General features: G+C 68.6%; 16 protein-coding genes and 1 riboswitch. Of the genes, 7 read left to right on the forward strand and 9 right to left on the reverse strand.

Annotation, left to right across the window (positions count from 1 at the left end; genetic code table 11):
- The first annotated feature begins 23 nt into the window (after window positions 1-23).
- On the forward strand, window positions 24-506 hold the full coding sequence (locus tag TSH58p_RS16225; RefSeq protein WP_109071255.1) for a peroxiredoxin: 483 nt from the start codon (window positions 24-26) through the stop codon (window positions 504-506).
- Window positions 507-655: 149 nt separating this feature from the next.
- On the opposite strand, the gene TSH58p_RS16230 is transcribed toward TSH58p_RS16225, so the two are convergent.
- The 5 genes from TSH58p_RS16230 to ispH form a co-directional block, all read right to left on the reverse strand.
- Entirely contained in the window at window positions 656-2,254 is a 1,599-nt protein-coding gene (locus tag TSH58p_RS16230; protein WP_109071256.1) for an AMP-binding protein, read from the reverse strand.
- A gap of 110 nt (window positions 2,255-2,364) precedes the next feature.
- A complete protein-coding gene (gene rnhA, locus TSH58p_RS16235) occupies window positions 2,365-2,856 on the reverse strand; it encodes a ribonuclease HI (protein WP_109071257.1) in 492 nt (163 codons plus the stop codon).
- Window positions 2,857-2,860: 4 nt separating this feature from the next.
- Window positions 2,861-3,844: a homoserine kinase gene (locus TSH58p_RS16240; protein ID WP_109071258.1), complete on the reverse strand. Its 984-nt coding sequence runs from the start codon at window positions 3,842-3,844 to the stop codon at window positions 2,861-2,863.
- 95 nt (window positions 3,845-3,939) lie between these two features.
- Entirely contained in the window at window positions 3,940-4,512 is a 573-nt protein-coding gene (locus TSH58p_RS16245) for a Uma2 family endonuclease (protein WP_109071259.1), read from the reverse strand.
- A 32-nt stretch (window positions 4,513-4,544) separates the two neighbouring features.
- Complete coding sequence (gene ispH, locus TSH58p_RS16250) at window positions 4,545-5,525, reverse strand: 4-hydroxy-3-methylbut-2-enyl diphosphate reductase (RefSeq protein ID WP_109071260.1); 981 nt, start codon at window positions 5,523-5,525, stop codon at window positions 4,545-4,547.
- A 228-nt stretch (window positions 5,526-5,753) separates the two neighbouring features.
- Between ispH and TSH58p_RS16255 the strand changes: the two genes are divergently transcribed.
- Entirely contained in the window at window positions 5,754-6,260 is a 507-nt protein-coding gene (locus TSH58p_RS16255; RefSeq protein WP_247874159.1) for a hypothetical protein, read from the forward strand.
- A gap of 72 nt (window positions 6,261-6,332) precedes the next feature.
- Here TSH58p_RS16255 and TSH58p_RS16260 read toward each other — a convergent pair whose 3' ends face one another.
- Entirely contained in the window at window positions 6,333-7,214 is an 882-nt protein-coding gene (locus tag TSH58p_RS16260) for a hypothetical protein (protein ID WP_109071262.1), read from the reverse strand.
- 254 nt (window positions 7,215-7,468) lie between these two features.
- Here TSH58p_RS16260 and TSH58p_RS16265 point away from each other — a divergent pair, with 254 nt between their 5' ends.
- From TSH58p_RS16265 to gcvPB, 5 genes are all read left to right on the forward strand, one after another.
- Complete coding sequence (locus TSH58p_RS16265) at window positions 7,469-7,714, forward strand: CDGSH iron-sulfur domain-containing protein (RefSeq protein ID WP_109071263.1); 246 nt, start codon at window positions 7,469-7,471, stop codon at window positions 7,712-7,714.
- Window positions 7,715-7,962: 248 nt separating this feature from the next.
- Window positions 7,963-8,062, forward strand: a riboswitch (glycine riboswitch).
- 174 nt (window positions 8,063-8,236) lie between these two features.
- On the forward strand, window positions 8,237-9,349 hold the full coding sequence (gene gcvT / locus TSH58p_RS16270; protein WP_109071264.1) for a glycine cleavage system aminomethyltransferase GcvT: 1,113 nt from the start codon (window positions 8,237-8,239) through the stop codon (window positions 9,347-9,349).
- A gap of 47 nt (window positions 9,350-9,396) precedes the next feature.
- Entirely contained in the window at window positions 9,397-9,771 is a 375-nt protein-coding gene (gene gcvH / locus TSH58p_RS16275) for a glycine cleavage system protein GcvH (RefSeq protein WP_109071265.1), read from the forward strand.
- Between the two features lies 1 nt (window position 9,772).
- Entirely contained in the window at window positions 9,773-11,113 is a 1,341-nt protein-coding gene (gene gcvPA / locus TSH58p_RS16280) for an aminomethyl-transferring glycine dehydrogenase subunit GcvPA (RefSeq protein WP_109071266.1), read from the forward strand.
- Window positions 11,113-12,690, forward strand: coding sequence for an aminomethyl-transferring glycine dehydrogenase subunit GcvPB (gcvPB, locus tag TSH58p_RS16285; RefSeq protein ID WP_109071267.1), 1,578 nt, complete (start codon window positions 11,113-11,115; stop codon window positions 12,688-12,690). The genes gcvPA and gcvPB overlap by 1 nt, the downstream gene beginning before the upstream one ends.
- Window positions 12,691-12,815: 125 nt before the next feature.
- Here the strand turns inward: gcvPB and TSH58p_RS16290 are convergent, their stop codons facing one another.
- The 3 genes from TSH58p_RS16290 to TSH58p_RS34565 form a co-directional block, all read right to left on the reverse strand.
- Entirely contained in the window at window positions 12,816-14,135 is a 1,320-nt protein-coding gene (locus TSH58p_RS16290; protein WP_109071268.1) for a peptidoglycan -binding protein, read from the reverse strand.
- Between the two features lie 51 nt (window positions 14,136-14,186).
- Window positions 14,187-15,326, reverse strand: a complete 1,140-nt coding sequence (locus TSH58p_RS16295; protein WP_371732426.1) for a flagellar motor protein MotA — start codon at window positions 15,324-15,326, stop codon at window positions 14,187-14,189.
- Window positions 15,327-15,429: 103 nt separating this feature from the next.
- Window positions 15,430-16,221, reverse strand: a complete 792-nt coding sequence (locus TSH58p_RS34565; RefSeq protein ID WP_109071270.1) for an OmpA family protein — start codon at window positions 16,219-16,221, stop codon at window positions 15,430-15,432.
- Window positions 16,222-16,375: the final 154 nt, after the last annotated feature.

The following is a 16,375-nucleotide window of genomic DNA, read 5'->3' on the forward strand; positions in this document are numbered from 1 at the left end:
AAAAATTTGGGAGTTCAGGAGACATGACCATTCAAGTGGGCGAGGCCATCCCGTCCGTCACGCTGAAGCATCTGACCGACAACGGGATGCAGGACATCACCACCGACGCGCTGTTCAAGGGCAAGACGGTGGTGCTGTTCTCCGTGCCGGGCGCCTTCACCCCGACCTGCTCCGCCAAGCATCTGCCGGGCTTCGTCCAGAAGGCCGAGGACCTGAAGGCCAAGGGCGTGGACGACATCGTCTGCCTCGCCGTCAACGACCCCTTCGTGATGCGCGCCTGGGGTGAGAAGAACGGGGTCGGCGGCAAGGTCACCATGCTGCCGGACGGCAACGCCGCGCTGACCCAGGCGCTGGGCCTGACGATGGACGGCACGGGCTACGGCCTCGGCCTGCGCGGCCAGCGCTTCGCCCTGGTCGCCAAGGACGGCAAGGTCACCCACCTCGCCGTGGAGAAGCCGGGCCAGTTCGAGGTGTCCTCGGCGGACGCGGTGCTGGGGGTGTTGTAAGGGGGCTTAACCCTCTCCCCTCTGGGGAGAGGGTGGCCCGGAGGGCCGGTGAGGGGGGTGGGCTTGTGCCGGACGTTCCGCCGCGCGCAACCCCCTCACCCTAACCCTCTCCCCGGAGGGGAGAGGGGATCATTGGTACGCTTTTCCGTTCACCCCACCTTCGTGCGGTCCCAGGTGGTGTCGGCCACGCCGCGTTCCCGCAGCTTCGCCTTCTGCACCTTGGCGGTCGGCGTCTTGGGGAAGGCGTCCACGATGTCGATGTAGCGCGGCTGGGCGTAGCGCGGCAGTTCGCGCTCGGCGAAGGCCGCCACGGCCTCCGGCGTCAGGGCGGCGCCGGGTGCCGCGACCAGGGCGACCATGATCTCGTCCTCCGCCCCCGGAATGCCCGCCGGCACGGCGTAGGCCGCGACCTCCGCGACGCCCTCCAGCCGCGACAGCACCGTCTCCACCTCGTAGGACGAGACGTTCTCGCCGCGGCGGCGGATGCAGTCTTTGATGCGGTCGACGAAGGTGACATAGCCCTCCGCGTCCATCACCGCCGCGTCGCCCGTGTGGAACCACAGGTTCCGCCACGCCTCCACCGTCTTGTCGGGCATCCGGTGATAGCCGGACAGGAAGCCGAAGGCCGCCTTCGGGCGCACCATGACCTCGCCGACCTGGCCGCGCGGCACCGGGATGTCCGTCTGCGGGTCGCGGATCTCCACCTCGAAATAGCGGTCGTAGACCTTGCCGCAGGTGCCGGGGCGCGGCTTGCCCATCTCGGCGTAGAGCGGGATGTTCACCTCGGTCATGCCGTAGAGGCTGATGACGTCGCGCACGCCGAAGCGCTCGCGCAGCACCCGCTCGGTGTCCGCCGGGTTGGGGGCGGCGCCGACGAGGCGCAGGGGATGGTCCCGGTCGTCCGGGCGCGGCGGCTGGGCCACCACGAAGGCGGTGACGGCGCCCAGCGAGTTGGTCACCGTGCAGCCGTGGCGCCGGATGTCGTCGAGCCACGCGGACGCGCTGAACCGCTCGCGCAGCACCGCCGACCCGCCGGAGATCATCGCGGCGTAGAGCTGCATGTAGAGCCCGTTGGCGTGGAACAGCGGCAGGCAGATGTAGAAGCGGTCCTCGTCGGTCAGCGCGAAATTGTCGATGGAGCCCAGCCCGAACAGAAAGCCGTGGCCGTGCGGCATCAGCACACCCTTCGACAGGCCGGTGGTGCCCGACGTGTACATGATGCAGGCGTCGTCGCCGGCGCGGGGCAGGGGGCCGTCGTAGGGGGCGGCGCCGCGCCAGCCTTCCAGCGCGGTGTGCGGCGATCCGGCCACGGCGCCGGGCACCACCAGCCCACGCAGGGCGGTCAGGCGGGGTGCGATGTCGGTGATGCGGTCGGCCAGGGCGGCGTCGACCACCGCCAGGGCGGCCCCGGCGTTCTCCAGCTGGTGCTCCAGGAAGCCGCCCTTCAGCTCCGTGTTCAGAGCGACCATGACGGCGCCCAGCCGCCCCAGCCCCAGCCACACGCGCACGAAATCCAACCCGTTCGGCAGCATCACCGCCACCGTGTCGCCCGGCTTCACGCCCAGCCCGGCAAAGAATCCGGCGACGCGGGCAGCCTGCTCCTGCGCCTCGGCGTAGGTCAGGGACTCGCCGTCCTTCTCCTTGCCGCCGATCATCGTGACGAAGGTCTTGCCGCCGCGTTCGGCGGCCTGATGGGCCAGCACCTCGGGCAGCACCCAGCGGGCTTCGTTCCGCAAATGCGGATACATCTCGGTCTCCTCCCAACGATCTTTCGTCGTTCGTTATCGGAGGGAGCCTAGCGGGACGGCGGGTCCGCCGTCCACAAACCCTTGAGGATGGTCACCGTCCGCCGGACGGGTCAGCCCCGCGCGGCCTGCCGGACGTCGGCGACGCCCTGGCGGGCCAGCGCGTCGGCCCGCTCGTTCTCCGGATGGCCGGCGTGGCCGCGGACCCAGTGGAACTCGATGCGGTGCTGCCGCTTCGCCTCGTCCAGGCGGCGCCACAAATCCTCGTTCTTCACCGGCTTCTTGTCGGCGGTCTTCCAGCCACGGGCCTTCCAGCCGTGAATCCACTGGGTGATGCCGTTCTTCACATACTCGCTGTCGGTGTAGAGCCGCACCTCCATGGGCCGCTTCAGCGCTTCCAGCGCCTGGATGGCGGCCATCAGCTCCATGCGGTTGTTGGTGGTCGCCGGCTCGCCGCCGTACAGCTCCTTCTCCACCCCATTGTAGCGCAGGATGGCGCCCCAGCCGCCGGGGCCGGGGTTGCCGCTGCACGCGCCGTCGGTGAAGATGTCGACGGTCTTCGGCGCGCTTTTCTCACCGCCGTTGGTGTCCGTGCTGTCCGTCATGGCGTCAGACCTGATAGCTGCCGCCGTCGTCGAGCGCGTAGTCGCCGAGCCCGCGGACGGTCTGGTGGAAGCGCAGCTTGCGCAGATATTCCAACGGGTCCTTCGGGCGCACGAAGGCTCCCGGCGGATGGTTCAGCCAGTCGTAGAGGCGGGTCAGCAGGAAGCGCAGGGCGCTGCCGCGGCACAGCCAGGGCAGGGCGGCCAACTCCGCCGGCGACAGGGGGCGGACCTTCTGATAGCTGGTCAGCAGCATCCGCGCCTTGGTGGCGTTGAACGACCCGTCGACCTCGAAACACCAGGCGTTCATGCAGATCGCGATGTCGTAGGCCAGGAAATCGTTGCAGGCGAAGTAGAAGTCGATCAGGCCGGACAGCCCGTCGCCGCGGAAGAACACGTTGTCGGGGAACAGGTCGGCGTGGATGACCCCGGACGGCAGGCCAGCGGGCCAGTTGGCCTCCAACGCCGCAAGCTCCGTCTCCAACGTCGCGCGCAGGTCGCGGGCCACCTCGTCGGCGCGCGGCGCGCATTTGCCGGCGAGATCCTTCCAGCCGTCCAGCGACAGGGCGTTGGGGCGCTCCATCCGGAAGTCGGCGACGGCCAGATGCAGGCGGGCCAGCGCCGTTCCCAGTTCCGCGCAGTGGTGCGGCGTGATGCGGCGCGGCCACATGCCGGCCAGGAAGGTGACGATCACCGCCGGACGCCCGGCCAGCTCGCGCAGGGCCTGCCCGTCCGTTCCCTGGACCGGCAGCGGGCAGGCGATGCCCTTGTCGGCCAGATGCTCCATCAGGCCCAGGAAGAAGGGCAGATCCTCCCGCCGGGTGCGCTTCTCGTAGAGCGTCAGGATGTAGGGGCCGCGCTCCGTCACCAGGAGGAAGTTGGAATTCTCCACCCCCTCCGCGATGCCCTTGCAGGACAGGACGGCGCCCAGATCGTACTGGGCGATGAAAGCGTTCAGCTCGTCGTCGGTGACTTCGGTGTATACGGCCATGCCAGCGCCTTACCGGGATTCGGAGCGCCGGTCAATGGTGGCGCGGCCGTTCACCCCTGGGCCGCTCGCACTTGTGCCGCTCGCACTTGAGCCGCTCACAGGGCGATGCCGTCGTAAAGCGCCGCCAGGGGAAGCTCCGCCCCGATGGAGGCCAGCGGAAGGGTGGCGTCGTCGGTGAAATCCTCGACGATCCAGCGCCGCCCGTCGCGGCGCCAGAGCTGCGCCCGGACGGCGCGGCTGTCCACCAGCAGAACCTCCTGCACCGAGGGGATCTGCATGTAGTCGGGCACCTTGGTGCCGCGGTCGTGGCTGGCCGTGCTCTCCGACAAAATCTCGACCACCAGCACCGGATTCGGCGTCGAGCGCTGGCCGGGCTGGTGGGGCGAGCAGGTGACGGCGATGTCGGCCTCGTAGAAGCGGTCGGCGCGGTCGTCGCGTTCGATGGCCGTTTCCGTCAAGACTCGACAGGGTGGGCGGAGACGCATGCCGATAGCGATGATGATCGCCGCCGTCAGTCGGCTGTGCGCCTGGCTGCAAGGGCTCATCGCCCGCGGTCGCCCGCCGACCAGCTCATAGCGCGTATCCGGCTCCTGCCGGTCGGCCCAGGCGAGGAATTCGTCGATGTCCATCTTCTGGATAGCCGGCTTCTGGATGGCGGGCGCGCCCATGAACGTCTCCTCCGCGAGGGCCGGTCCCCGGATTATGCGTCCGCCGGGATCGGACGGGAAGGGGTGCCACCGTCCAGCAGCGACTTTGGCAGCTTGAAGGTGATGTCCTCGAAGGCGGTGCGCAGTTCCTCCACCGTGACGGCGTAGCGGGAGCGGGCGGCCTCGATGACCTCCTCCACCAGCACCTCGGGGGCCGACGCGCCGGCGGTGATGCCCAGCGTGGCGACTCCGTCCAGCGCCGACCAGTCGATGTCCGCCGCGCGCTGGACGAGCTGGGCGCGCTGGCAGCCGTGGATCTTCGCCACCTCGACCAGCCGCTTGGAGTTGGAGGAGTTCGGCGCGCCCAGGACCAGCAGGGCGTCCACCTTCGGCGCGATGGCCTTCACCGCCTGCTGGCGGTTGGTGGTGGCGTAGCAGATGTCCTCCTTCTTCGGCCCGCCGATGGACGGGAAGCGGGCCTGGAGGGCGGTGACGATGCTCGCCGTCTCGTCCACCGACAGGGTGGTCTGGGTGGCGTAGGCGAGATTCTCCGGGTCGTCCACCTGGACCGTCGCCACGTCCTCCACCGTCTCCACCAGAACCACGGCGCCCTGGGGAAGCTGGCCCATGGTGCCGATGACCTCCGGGTGGCCGGCGTGGCCGATCAGGACGATCTGGCGCCCCTCGTTGAAGTGGCGCTCGGCCTCGCGGTGCACCTTGCTGACCAGCGGGCAGGTGGCGTCGAGGTAGAACAGGCCGCGCTGCTCCGCCGCCGCCGGGACCGACTTCGGCACGCCGTGGGCGGAGAAGACCACCGGCACGCCGTCGGGCACCTGATCCAGCTCGTCCACGAAGATGGCGCCCTTGGCCTCCAGGCTCTGCACCACGAAGCGGTTGTGGACGATCTCGTGCCGGACATAGACGGGGGCGCCGAACCGCTCCAGCGCCACCTCCACGATCTGGATCGCGCGGTCCACGCCGGCGCAGAAGCCACGGGGGGCCGCGAGCAGGATGGTCAGGGGCGTCTGGGTCATGCGCGTCGTTCCGGTGTCTCGAAAAAAGGGGCCGTATGGGTTCGTACGTTGGAGCGGCGGCGTGGCCTTGTGCCGGCCCCACCGCTTCTCTAAAGTCGTGGCAGAACACACCCTTCCAACCGTTAGGCCAGACCGATGGACCGCCGCCGCGACCGTAATATAGGAACCCCCGCCCGGAAAAGCCCGCGGGCGCTTGCATTCGCGAGTCTCGGTGCAGGGTTCGGCGTCTTGGCGCTCACCGGCTGCTCCGGACTCGGGGGCGGCAGCAGCGCGCCGGCGGACGCGGCCTTGGCCTGTCCGAAGGTGTCCATCGTCCGCGATCTGGCGGAGGTCACCCAGTTCCGCAACGGCGGCGGGCGCGACCTGACGGACGTGACCTCCCGCGCGGCGCTGGCCGACTATTCCGGCAACTGCGACTACACCAGCGATGGCGTCACGGTGAACGTGAACGTCTTCCTGATCGCGGAGCGCGGGCCGGCGATGCAGGGCAACACGGCGAACTACCGTTATTTCGTCGCCGTCGCAAAGCCGGGCGAGGAGACGCCGACCACCAAGACGGAGTTCGACACCTCTGTGACCTTCGATGCCGGCAAGCTCCGCTCCGGCAGCCGCGAGGAGCTGGCGCCGAAGATCCCGTTGCCCAAGGACGCCAATGGCAAGGATTGGAAGATTTTCCTGGGCTTCCAGTTGACGCCGGAGCAGCTGGCCTTTAACCGGGCGCAGGTGAAGCAGTAATCATGAATTTCGCGGGTGCCGATAAACGATCAGCACCCGCAGCATGCTTTTCTAAAGTCGAGAAGAGCGCTATCAGCCGACTTTTGCGGCGGTGAACCAAGTATAGGTTTGTCCTCCCTGGAGGTATGGGCTGGAACCTGCCGAACACCAACCGCGAACGTCAACATAGTCGGCAATGCCGTTCAGGTAGATGATATCGGAAACTCCAACAGAACAAACATAGTTTGCCGCGTTCGTATCGATGCCGTGCATCGAGTGAGTGGCGTTATTCTTGCTAAGATAAGCGTAGATGAGTGATCCACTGGCCAGATTACGGTATTCTAGGTTCGCTTCAATCGAATAATACCCAGGCGACTTGGGCTGGAAGCGATGGTTGGTCGCGTCAAAACCGTTACCCAAATCGAATGTGGTGGTCGAAAAGTTAACGATGAAGTTGCTATTGAGTGGGGTGGATTGATTTGTGCCGCCAAGATGGGCGCGGCATGTTACGGAAGTCTGCTGCGGTGTCTGGTCCGTCAGCGCCCGTTCATCCACGATCACACTGTTATCGATTTTCTGCGTGATGCTTTCCATGAACACCCGCGCCACCGGTAACTTGCCGGTGGGAATGGCCGGAGGGGTCAGGCTGTTGTTCGTGCCGGTCACGATGCTGGCGGCACCCGTGGCGCGGTCGATAACCACCCGGTCGATTCGAAACCCCGATGCCGGCGGTGCAAAGGACTCAATGACTTGGGCATTCACTTCCGTCAGGGTGGTGCCGTTCAGCAGATAGCCGGGGTCGAGCGCGATGGTCAGGTCCGGCAACACCTGGGCATGCGGGGCGAACGGCCCGACGATGCGCTGGGCGACGGCCCAGTTGGCGGTGCTCTGCGGCATATCGGTCGGGTTGAAGGTCTGGACGGCCATGGAAAGCTCCTTGGAAAATTGGCGGTGCAGCGGGGTGTGGTTCGGCATGGGTGCTCGCTGCGGGTGTATTTAGGATTATAATCCTTATTTGGGGTTTGGAAGTTTATGGTTCTTTCATTAGAAGATTAAATTCCTTGACGCAACATGCTGCCAGCTGACGCTTCCCGCATTCGATTCGCTTGGAAGCGGGCCGACGAGTTGCTGGAACGATGCTTGGCAAAGGACGCTTGCGTCGTGTCACGGGTCGGTTAGCCTTCGATGGCGCGCATAAGAATCAGCAGTCGAAGAAAAGGGGAAGGCTCATGCCCAGCGCACCGGTCGCCGCGACCAAGGAACCCATCATCATCGAGTTGGAAGCCGGCAAGACCTACTGGTGGTGCCGGTGCGGGCGCAGCGCCAAGCAGCCGCTGTGCGACGGCAAGCACGCCGGCACCGGGCTGGAGCCGATGAAGTTCGCTCCCGCCACCTCCATGAAGGCCCGCTTCTGCGGCTGCAAGGCGACGAAGAAGCCGCCCTTCTGCGACGGCAGCCATCTGGACCTGAAGTAGGTCCAAGCGGACGTGGACGGTTCTCGTGGAGACGGCGAAATCCGTGTTCAAGTCCGTGTGAATCCGTTGTCTGCGACGGTGGTGGAGACGCTTCCGATTCCCGCCGGGACCTGCGCCTTCACGGATTCCGCGGATTGGGGCACAGATTCCTTGCCGCACGTCCGCGTGTTTTGGGCGGCCGTCGGGAGCTTCATCGAACCCCGATTGACATTCCCGAAGCTCCCGGTAGGTTAGATCATACAAGCCGACGATCCCTCGCGGGAGAGATCACGGTCCGGTTCGCCGGACAGTGGCGCCGAAGGAGCAACCGCCCCGGAAACTCTCAGGCAAAAGGACCGCAAGGGGGATAAGGCAACTCTGGAAAGCAGCCCGGCTTGCGCATCGCAGGCACGGCTCACCGAAGGAGTAAACCGGTTGTTGAGGGTTGGACCCCGCCGGTGAATCTCTCAGGTCCAGGACAGAGGGGGCAGGACTCGCGCCAATCCCGGCGCGGGTTGTGCGACCCTATGTCGGAGGACCCGCGTGATCGAGGCTTCTGAGTCCCTCAAGACAACGCCGCTGCACAGCCTCCATCTGGAGCTGAAGGGCAAGATGGTGCCCTTCGCCGGCTACGACATGCCGGTGCAGTACCCGCTCGGCATCCTCAAGGAACACCAGCACACCCGCGCCAAGGCCGGGCTGTTCGACGTGTCGCACATGGGGCAGGTGCGCCTGACCGGCGAGGACCCGGCCGCCGCCCTGGAGTCGCTGGTTCCCGGCGACATCAAGGGGCTGGCCCGTGGGCGCATGCGCTACACGCTGTTCCTGAACGAGCAGGGCGGCATCCTGGACGACCTGATGGTCACCAACGCCGGCGACCACCTGTTCCTGGTCGTCAACGCCGCCCGCAAGGACCATGACGTCGCCCACATGCGCGAGCGTCTGAAGGGCAAGGCCGAGGTGGAACTGCTGGACGACCTCGCCCTGATGGCCCTGCAGGGGCCGGAGGCCGCGGCGGTGCTGGGGCGTTTCATCCCCGAAGCGGCCACCATGAAGTTCATGAGCTACCTGCCGGCCACCTTCAATGGCGTCCCGGTGATCATCACCCGCTCCGGTTACACGGGCGAGGACGGCTACGAAATCTCCTGCGACAAATCCGACGCCGAGACCATCGCCCGCGCCCTGCTGGCCGAGGACGAGGTGGAGGCCATCGGGCTGGGCGCCCGCGACTCGCTGCGGCTGGAGACCGGGCTCTGCCTCTACGGCCACGACATCGACGAGACGACGACTCCGGTCGAGGCCGGCCTGGAATGGGCGCTGTCCAAGCGCCGTCGGGAGGAGGGCGGCTTCCCCGGCCACGCCATCATCAAGGACCAACTCGCCAACGGCGCCCCGCGCCGCCGCGTCGGGCTTCAGCCGGAAGGCCGCCAGCCGGCCCGCGAGCACACCGACGTCTGCGACGCGGATGGACAAAAGATCGGCGAGGTGACCAGCGGCGGCTTCGGCCCCACCGCCTCGGCCCCGGTCGCCATGGGCTATGTGGACCGCGCGCACGCCGCCGTGGGCACGCCGGTCCAGCTCATGGTCCGCGGCAAGCCGCTGGCCGCCAAGGTCGCCGCCATGCCCTTCGTGCCGCAGCGCTACTACCGCGGCTGAGAATCACACGCGGGCAATCCAAGAACCGTTTCGAACAGGGGATAACCATGACCATCAAGTACACCAAGGACCATGAGTGGGTCCGCGTCGAGGGCGACATCGGCACCGTCGGCGTCAGCGACCACGCCCAGCACCAGCTCGGCGACGTCGTGTTCGTCGAGCTGCCGGACGTCGGCCGCCAGCTTGCCCAGGGCAAGGAAGCCGCCGTCGTGGAGTCGGTGAAGGCCGCCAGCGACGTGTTCGCCCCGGTCTCCGGCGAGGTGATCGAGGCCAACGCCGATCTGGAGAACGACCCGTCGCTGGTCAACGCCGGGGCCGAGACCACCGGCTGGTTCTTCAAGCTGCGCCTCAGCAACCCGTCGGAGCTGGACGGGCTGATGGACGAAGCCGCCTACAAGGCCTTCGTGGAAGGGCAAGCCTGAGATGCGTTACCTGCCCCTGACCGAGGCCGACCGGCGCTCCATGCTGGAGGCCATCGGCGTGCCGTCGGTGGACGAGCTGTTCCGCGACGTGCCCGAGGCGGCCCGCCTCTCCGGCCCGATCGAGGGGCTGTCCAACCATATGGGCGAGCTTGAGGTCGATCGTGCCCTGTCGGCGATGGCGGGGAAGAACCTGCCCGCCGGCAGCGTGCCGAGCTTCCTCGGCGCCGGTGCCTACCGTCACCACATCCCGGCGACGGTGGACCATCTGGTGCAGCGCGGCGAATTCCTGACCGCCTACACCCCGTACCAGCCGGAGGTGAGCCAGGGCACGCTGCAAGTCCTGTTCGAGTTCCAGACCCAGGTCTCGCTGCTGACCGGCATGGACGTCGCCAACGCCTCCATGTACGACGGCGCCACCGCCTGCGCGGAAGCCGTGATGATGGCCAACCGCGTCACCCGCCGGAAGAAGGCGGTGCTGTCCGGCGGCCTGCACCCGCATTACCGCGACACGACGACGACCGACGCCCGCTTCATCGGCTTCGAGACGGTGGTGATGCCGCCGGCCCCGACGGGCGGCGAGGACCTGTTGGCCGCGGTCGACGGCGACACCTCCTGCGTCGTTGTGCAGAACCCGGACGTGTTTGGCCATGTCCGCGACTACACCGAGCTGGGCCGGGCCTGCCAGGCCAAGGGCGCCCTGCTGATCGTCGTGGTGACGGAGGCCGTGTCGCTCGGCCTGCTGACCCCGCCGGGCGAGATGGGCGCCGACATCGTGGCGGCGGAAGGCCAGTCGCTGGGCAACGCGCTGAACTTCGGCGGTCCCTATGTCGGGCTGTTCGCGGTGAAGGAGAAGCTGGTCCGCCAGATGCCGGGCCGTCTCTGCGGCCAGACGGTGGACGCCGACGGGCGGCGCGGCTTCGTGCTGACGCTCTCCACCCGCGAGCAGCACATCCGCCGCGAGAAGGCGACCTCCAACATCTGCACCAACTCCGGCCTGTGCGCGCTGGCCTTCTCGATCCACCTCAGCCTGCTGGGCGAGGAGGGCTTCACCCGGCTCGCCGAGATCAACCACGCCAAGGCCGTGCAACTGGCCGACAAGCTGGCGGCGGTGACGGGTGTCGAGATCGTCAACGGCAGCTTCTTCAACGAATTCACCGTGAAGCTGCCGAAGCCCGCGGCGGAGGTCGTGGAGGCACTGGCGCAGCGCGGCATCCTGGGCGGCGTTCCGGCCTCTCGCCTGTTCGGCGGCGGGCTCGACGATCTGCTGATCGTGGCCGCCACCGAGACCAACACCGAGTCCGACATGGACGCCTTCGCCACCGCCCTCGCCGAGGTTCTGTGATGAGCATGAACAACCAGGGTCGCCCGACTCATATCTCCGGGGGCATCCAGAATTCGGACAGCGCCGTTCCGGAGACCGTCACCGGCAACCGCGGCCTGCAGATCGAGGAGCCGTTGATCTTCGAACAGGACAGCGCCGGACGTTGCGGCGTGGATCTGCCGGAGGTCCCGGCGGTGGGCTCGCGCTTGGGCGCGGTGAAGCCGCGCGGCCGGATCGGCCTGCCGGGCCTTGCCGAGCCGCAGGTGGTCCGCCACTACACCCGCCTGTCGCAGAAGAACTACGCCATCGACAGCGGCCTGTACCCGCTCGGCTCCTGCACGATGAAGCACAACCCGCGCCTGAACGAGAAGATGGCGCGGTTGCCGGGCTTCGCCGACGTGCACCCGCTCCAGCCCGAAAGCACGGTGCAGGGCGCGCTGGAGCTGATGGCGGAGCTGGGCCGCTGGCTCGCCACCCTGACCGGCATGGCGGCGGTGACGCTGGCCCCGGCGGCGGGCGCGCACGGCGAGATGTGCGGCATCATGGCGATCCGCTCCGCCCATGACGCCAAGGGCGATACGGGGCGCACCAAGATCCTCGTCCCGGAAAGCGCCCACGGCACCAACCCGGCGACCGCCGCCGCCTGCGGCTACGCGGTCGAGGCGATCCCGGCGACCGAGGACGGGCGCGTCGATCTGGAGGCGCTGAAGGCCAAGCTCGGCCCCGACGTCGCCGGCCTGATGCTGACCAACCCGAACACCTGCGGCCTGTTCGAGCGCGACATCATCACCATCGCCGAGGCGGTGCACGCGGCGGGCGCCTATTTCTACTGCGACGGCGCCAACTTCAACGCCATCGTCGGGCGGGTGCGCCCGGCGGACCTCGGCATCGACGTGATGCACATCAACCTGCACAAGACCTTCTCCACCCCGCACGGCGGCGGTGGTCCGGGCTCCGGCCCGGTGGTCTTCGCGGAGTCGCTGGCTCCCTACGTCCCGGTGCCCTACGTGGTGCAGGGCAAGGACGGCGCCTTCCGTCTGGTGGAGCAGGCCGGCGACGGCCCGGCCTTCGGGCGGATGAAGGCGTTCCACGGCCAGATGGGCATGTTCGTCCGCGCGCTCGCCTACATGATGAGCCACGGCGCCGACGGGCTGCGGCAGGTGGCGAACGACGCGGTGCTGAACGCGAACTACCTGCTGGCCCGCCTCCAGGACGTGATGACGCCCTCCTTCGCGGGGCCGTGCATGCACGAATGCCTGTTCGACGACCGCTTCCTGAAGGGCACGGGGGTGACCACGCTCGACATCGCCAAGGCGCTGATCGACGAGGGCTTCCACCCGATGACCATGTACTTCCCGCTGGTCGTGCACGGCGCCCTGCTGATCGAGCCGACCGAGACGGAGTCGAAGGCCAGCCTGGATCAGTTCGTCACGGCGCTGCGCGCGCTGGCGGAGCGGGCCAAGTCGGGCGATGTGGCGTATTTCCAGGGCGCCCCGCGCCTGACCCCGCGCCGCCGCCTGGACGAGACCGCCGCCGCCCGCAAGCCGGTGCTGCGGTGGACGCCGGCGGTGGAGCCGGAAAAGGTCGCGGCGGAGTAAGGTTTTGCCCCCTCCCTAACCCTCCCCCGCTGCGCAGGGGAGGGGACAAAATTCCCTCTCCTGCGCAGCGGGGGAGGGAAGGGGCCCACGGCGCAGCCGTGGGAAGGGTGGGGGCAACGCGCCCCTCACCGCTGATCCAGCTTGACCTCGATCCGCCGGTTCCGGGCCAGCGCCTCGTCGCTGGTGCCGGGATCGAGCGGCTGATACTCGCCGAAGCCGGCGGCGGCCAGACGACCCGCCGGAATCCCCTGGTCGATCAGATACTTCACCACCGAGATCGCGCGTGCCGCCGACAGCTCCCAGTTCGAGGCGAACTGGATGCGCACCGGGCGCGAGTCGGTGTGGCCGTCCACGCGCAGCACCCAGTTGATGTCCGGCGGGATGGTCCGGCCGATCTCGATGAGCGTGCGCGCCAGTTCCGCCAGCCGCTGCTTGCCCGCTTCCTCCAGGGTCGCCGAGCCGGAGGGGAACAGAAGCTCCGACTGGAAGACGAAGCGGTCGCCGACGATGCGCACGTCGGGCCGGTTGCCCAGCGCCTCGCGCACCCGCCCGAAGAACTCCGAGCGGTAGCGGGCGAGGTCCTGCACCTTGGCGGCCAGCGCCTGATTGAGCCGCGAGCCGAGTTCGGCGATCTGGACCTGCTGCTCCTCCGCCTTCTTCTCCGAAATCTCCAGGGCGGCGCCGATGCGGGCGAGTTGCTCGCGCAGAGCGGCCATCTGGCGGTTCAGCAGGTCGACCTGCTCGTTCGCCTTGCCGGTCGCCCCCTGCTCGGTGGACAGCGACGCCATCAGCTCGGTGATGCGGATGTCGCGCTTTTCGATGTCTTTCTGCGCGAGCATCGTCTTCTCGTCGGCGCTGGCGAGCCGCGTTTCCAGCGCCTTGGACCGGTCGCGCTCCCCGCCCAATTCGGCCAGAAGGGCCTGGCGCTGCTCCTCGGTCAGCCGCTGCTGCGCGGCGGCGGCGGCCAGTTCGCCCTCCAGCCTGGTCCGGGCCTCGCGCAGCGCCTTCAGGTCGGCCTGGAGGCTGGCGGCCTCGGCCAGCTTCAGCTCGATGGTCTCCTTGTCGGCGCGGACCGTGCGCTGCAACTCCTCGGCCGCGCGGATGGCGTGGTCGAGGTCGCCCTGGAGCGTGGCGATGCGGCCGGTCATGGTGTCCCGCGCCGCCACGGAGCCCTGAAGCTCCGCCGAGAGCTGGGCGACGTTGATGCGCAGGTCGGCGTTGGCGTCGCGCTCCAGCGCCAGCAGGTCGTTCAGCTCCGCCACCTTGCGGTTCAGGCTGCCGAGCTGCTCGTCACGCCCGGTCAGGGCGGTCGCCATGTAGAACTGGGCGACGACGAAGATCATCAGCAGGAAGATGACCACCATGACGAGGGACGACAGCGCGTCCACCCATCCGGGCCATGCGCTGGCCTCGCGATGGCCGTTGCGGCGGCTGATGTTGGGCATGGCGGGATGTCCCTCCGGACGGACAGGGGGAAGGCGCCAGCGCTGTTCCGATCAGCGCTGTTCCGATTCTTCGGCCAGGGCGGCGATGGTGCGGGCCAGCAGCTTGATCTCGCTGCGGATCTCCTGCACCGCCTGGACCCGGCCCGTGGAGGATTCCTCGACCATGCGGGCGAGGTAGATGTCCATGTTGCGCAGATGCTGGCGCGAGGCGTCGTCGAAGCCGCCGATGGCCGCGTCGGACAGCCGGTCGAGCAGCCCCTTCATCTCCAACTGGCTCTCGCCGAGGCGCAGGAGGAGTTGCTGTTCGGCGCGCATCTGGTCGGTCAGCGTGCTCAGCCGCTCGGTCAGGGCCATCAGGTTGGCGTTGGCCGACCGGCGGCCCTCCTCGGCGGTGGCGACGGTGCGCTGGAGCGAATCCAGGTTCTCCGCCGTCTGTTCCAGCAGCGCCGTCAGATAGGCCGGCATCGACTGGTCGCCGGTCTCCAGGCTGCCGCCGGCCCCGCTCGAGAGGCGGGTGGCGCCGGACAGCCAGTCCTCGACGTCCTGGAAGAAGCGGTTGTGCGCCTGACTGGCCTGAAGCTCCAGGAAGCCCAGCACCAGCGAGCCCGCCAGACCGAACAGCGAGGAGCTGAAGGCCGTGCCCATGCCGGTCAGCGGCGCTTCCAGCCCGTGCTGGAGGTTGCTGAACATCGCCCCGACGTCGCCGCCCTGCACCGACAGCCCGCCGATCACCGAGCCGACCGACTGCACCGTGTGCAGCAGGCCCCAGAAGGTGCCGAGCAGGCCGAGGAAGATCAGCAGACCGATCAGGTAGCGCGACAGCTCCCGCGACTCGTCGAGCCGCGAGGCGATGCCGTCGAGCAGGGAGCGCATCGACAGCGCCGACAGGGTCAGCCGGCCGCGCCGCTCCCGCAGCATGCGCGCCATCGGGGCGAGCAGCACCGGTTCCGGCGCGGCGGTGGCGGGGTTGCCGGACTGGAAATGCTCCAGCCACGCCACCTCGGGCCGCAGCATCAGCACCTGGCGGAAGATGAACAGGATGCCGGCGAGCAGCGTGCCGAGGATCAGCCCGTTCAGCGCCGGGTTGTTCATGAAGGCGGCGCGCAGGGCCGGGAACAGCAGGGCCGTCACGCTTCCCACGACCACCAGGAAGAGGATCATCCGTGTCAGGAAGCGCTCCGGGCGCGTCATCGGGGAAGGCTCCTCGAGAGGGTGGGACGACGGGGCGATGGCGGCCATGGGCACTCTCGTCCAGGGGAAGGGGCAGGCGTCGGTACGGGTTACAGAGAGCAGCTCACTGGTTCAGGAACTCCACGTCCAGCCGGTCCGGCGCGCCGCCTGCCGCCTCCATCCCCATGGCGCGGATGTCCACGCGCGTGCTGGCGATGCCGGCGGTCCCGAGCCGCTCGCGGACGGCCAGGGCGCGGGCGAGCGACAGCTGCCGCGCCTCGCGCGCCGTTTCCGGCGTGCCGCTGGCGTAGGAGCGGATCTGCAGGCGAAGCTGCGGGTTGGCGTTCATGCGCTCCGCGATGGCCTCGAGCCGCGCCTGGGCCGGTTCGGGCATGGCGGTGGCGGCACCGTCGAACAGGACGGTCAGGGGCTCCATGCGGGGCAAGGCCGGCGCCGCGGGCGCCTTCGGAGTCGGCGGCGGCAGGGCGGCGGTCTGCGTCCGGTCGGGCGGCGGGGGCGCCGCGGGGCGGTTGGAGGCCGGGACCGGCGGCGCGCCTTCCGGCAGAGCCGGCGGGGGCGGGGTGGGACCCACGGAAATCTGCGGCAGATCCGGCGCCGTCATCAGGGTCGGGGCCTTGAAGACCGGCGGGGCCGGCGGGGCCGGCGGCGGGAAGATGTCGGGCCGCGGCGGGATCGGCAGCGGCAGCGCGTTCTCCAGCGTCAGCCCCCCGGCATTGGCGGGGGCGGCCGGGGCCGGAAGGGCGGCGCTGGTCTGGGGCGGCGCGCTGCCGGGCGAGGAGCAGGCGGTCGCGGCCAGGGACAGAGCCACGGCCGCGGCGGCGGGAAGGACGCGCAGGGGCACCGGCCGCCCGGCGGGGGCGTTCGGAGAACGGCTCAGGCGTCCGACAATCCTCATGGTGACCAGCGCATTGTTCCCAGTTGCACGGAAAAGCGTTGGTACCATAGCCCTTCGATCGGCGTAGGGACAACGCCCTTTGGGCCGCGCGGCGTGTTTCCCCACCAAAGCGCGGCCCTTGCTACCCCAACGTCATGAAGGGCTTATGGCTCGG

This window comes from Azospirillum sp. TSH58, assembly GCF_003119115.1.
GTDB lineage: Bacteria > Pseudomonadota > Alphaproteobacteria > Azospirillales > Azospirillaceae > Azospirillum.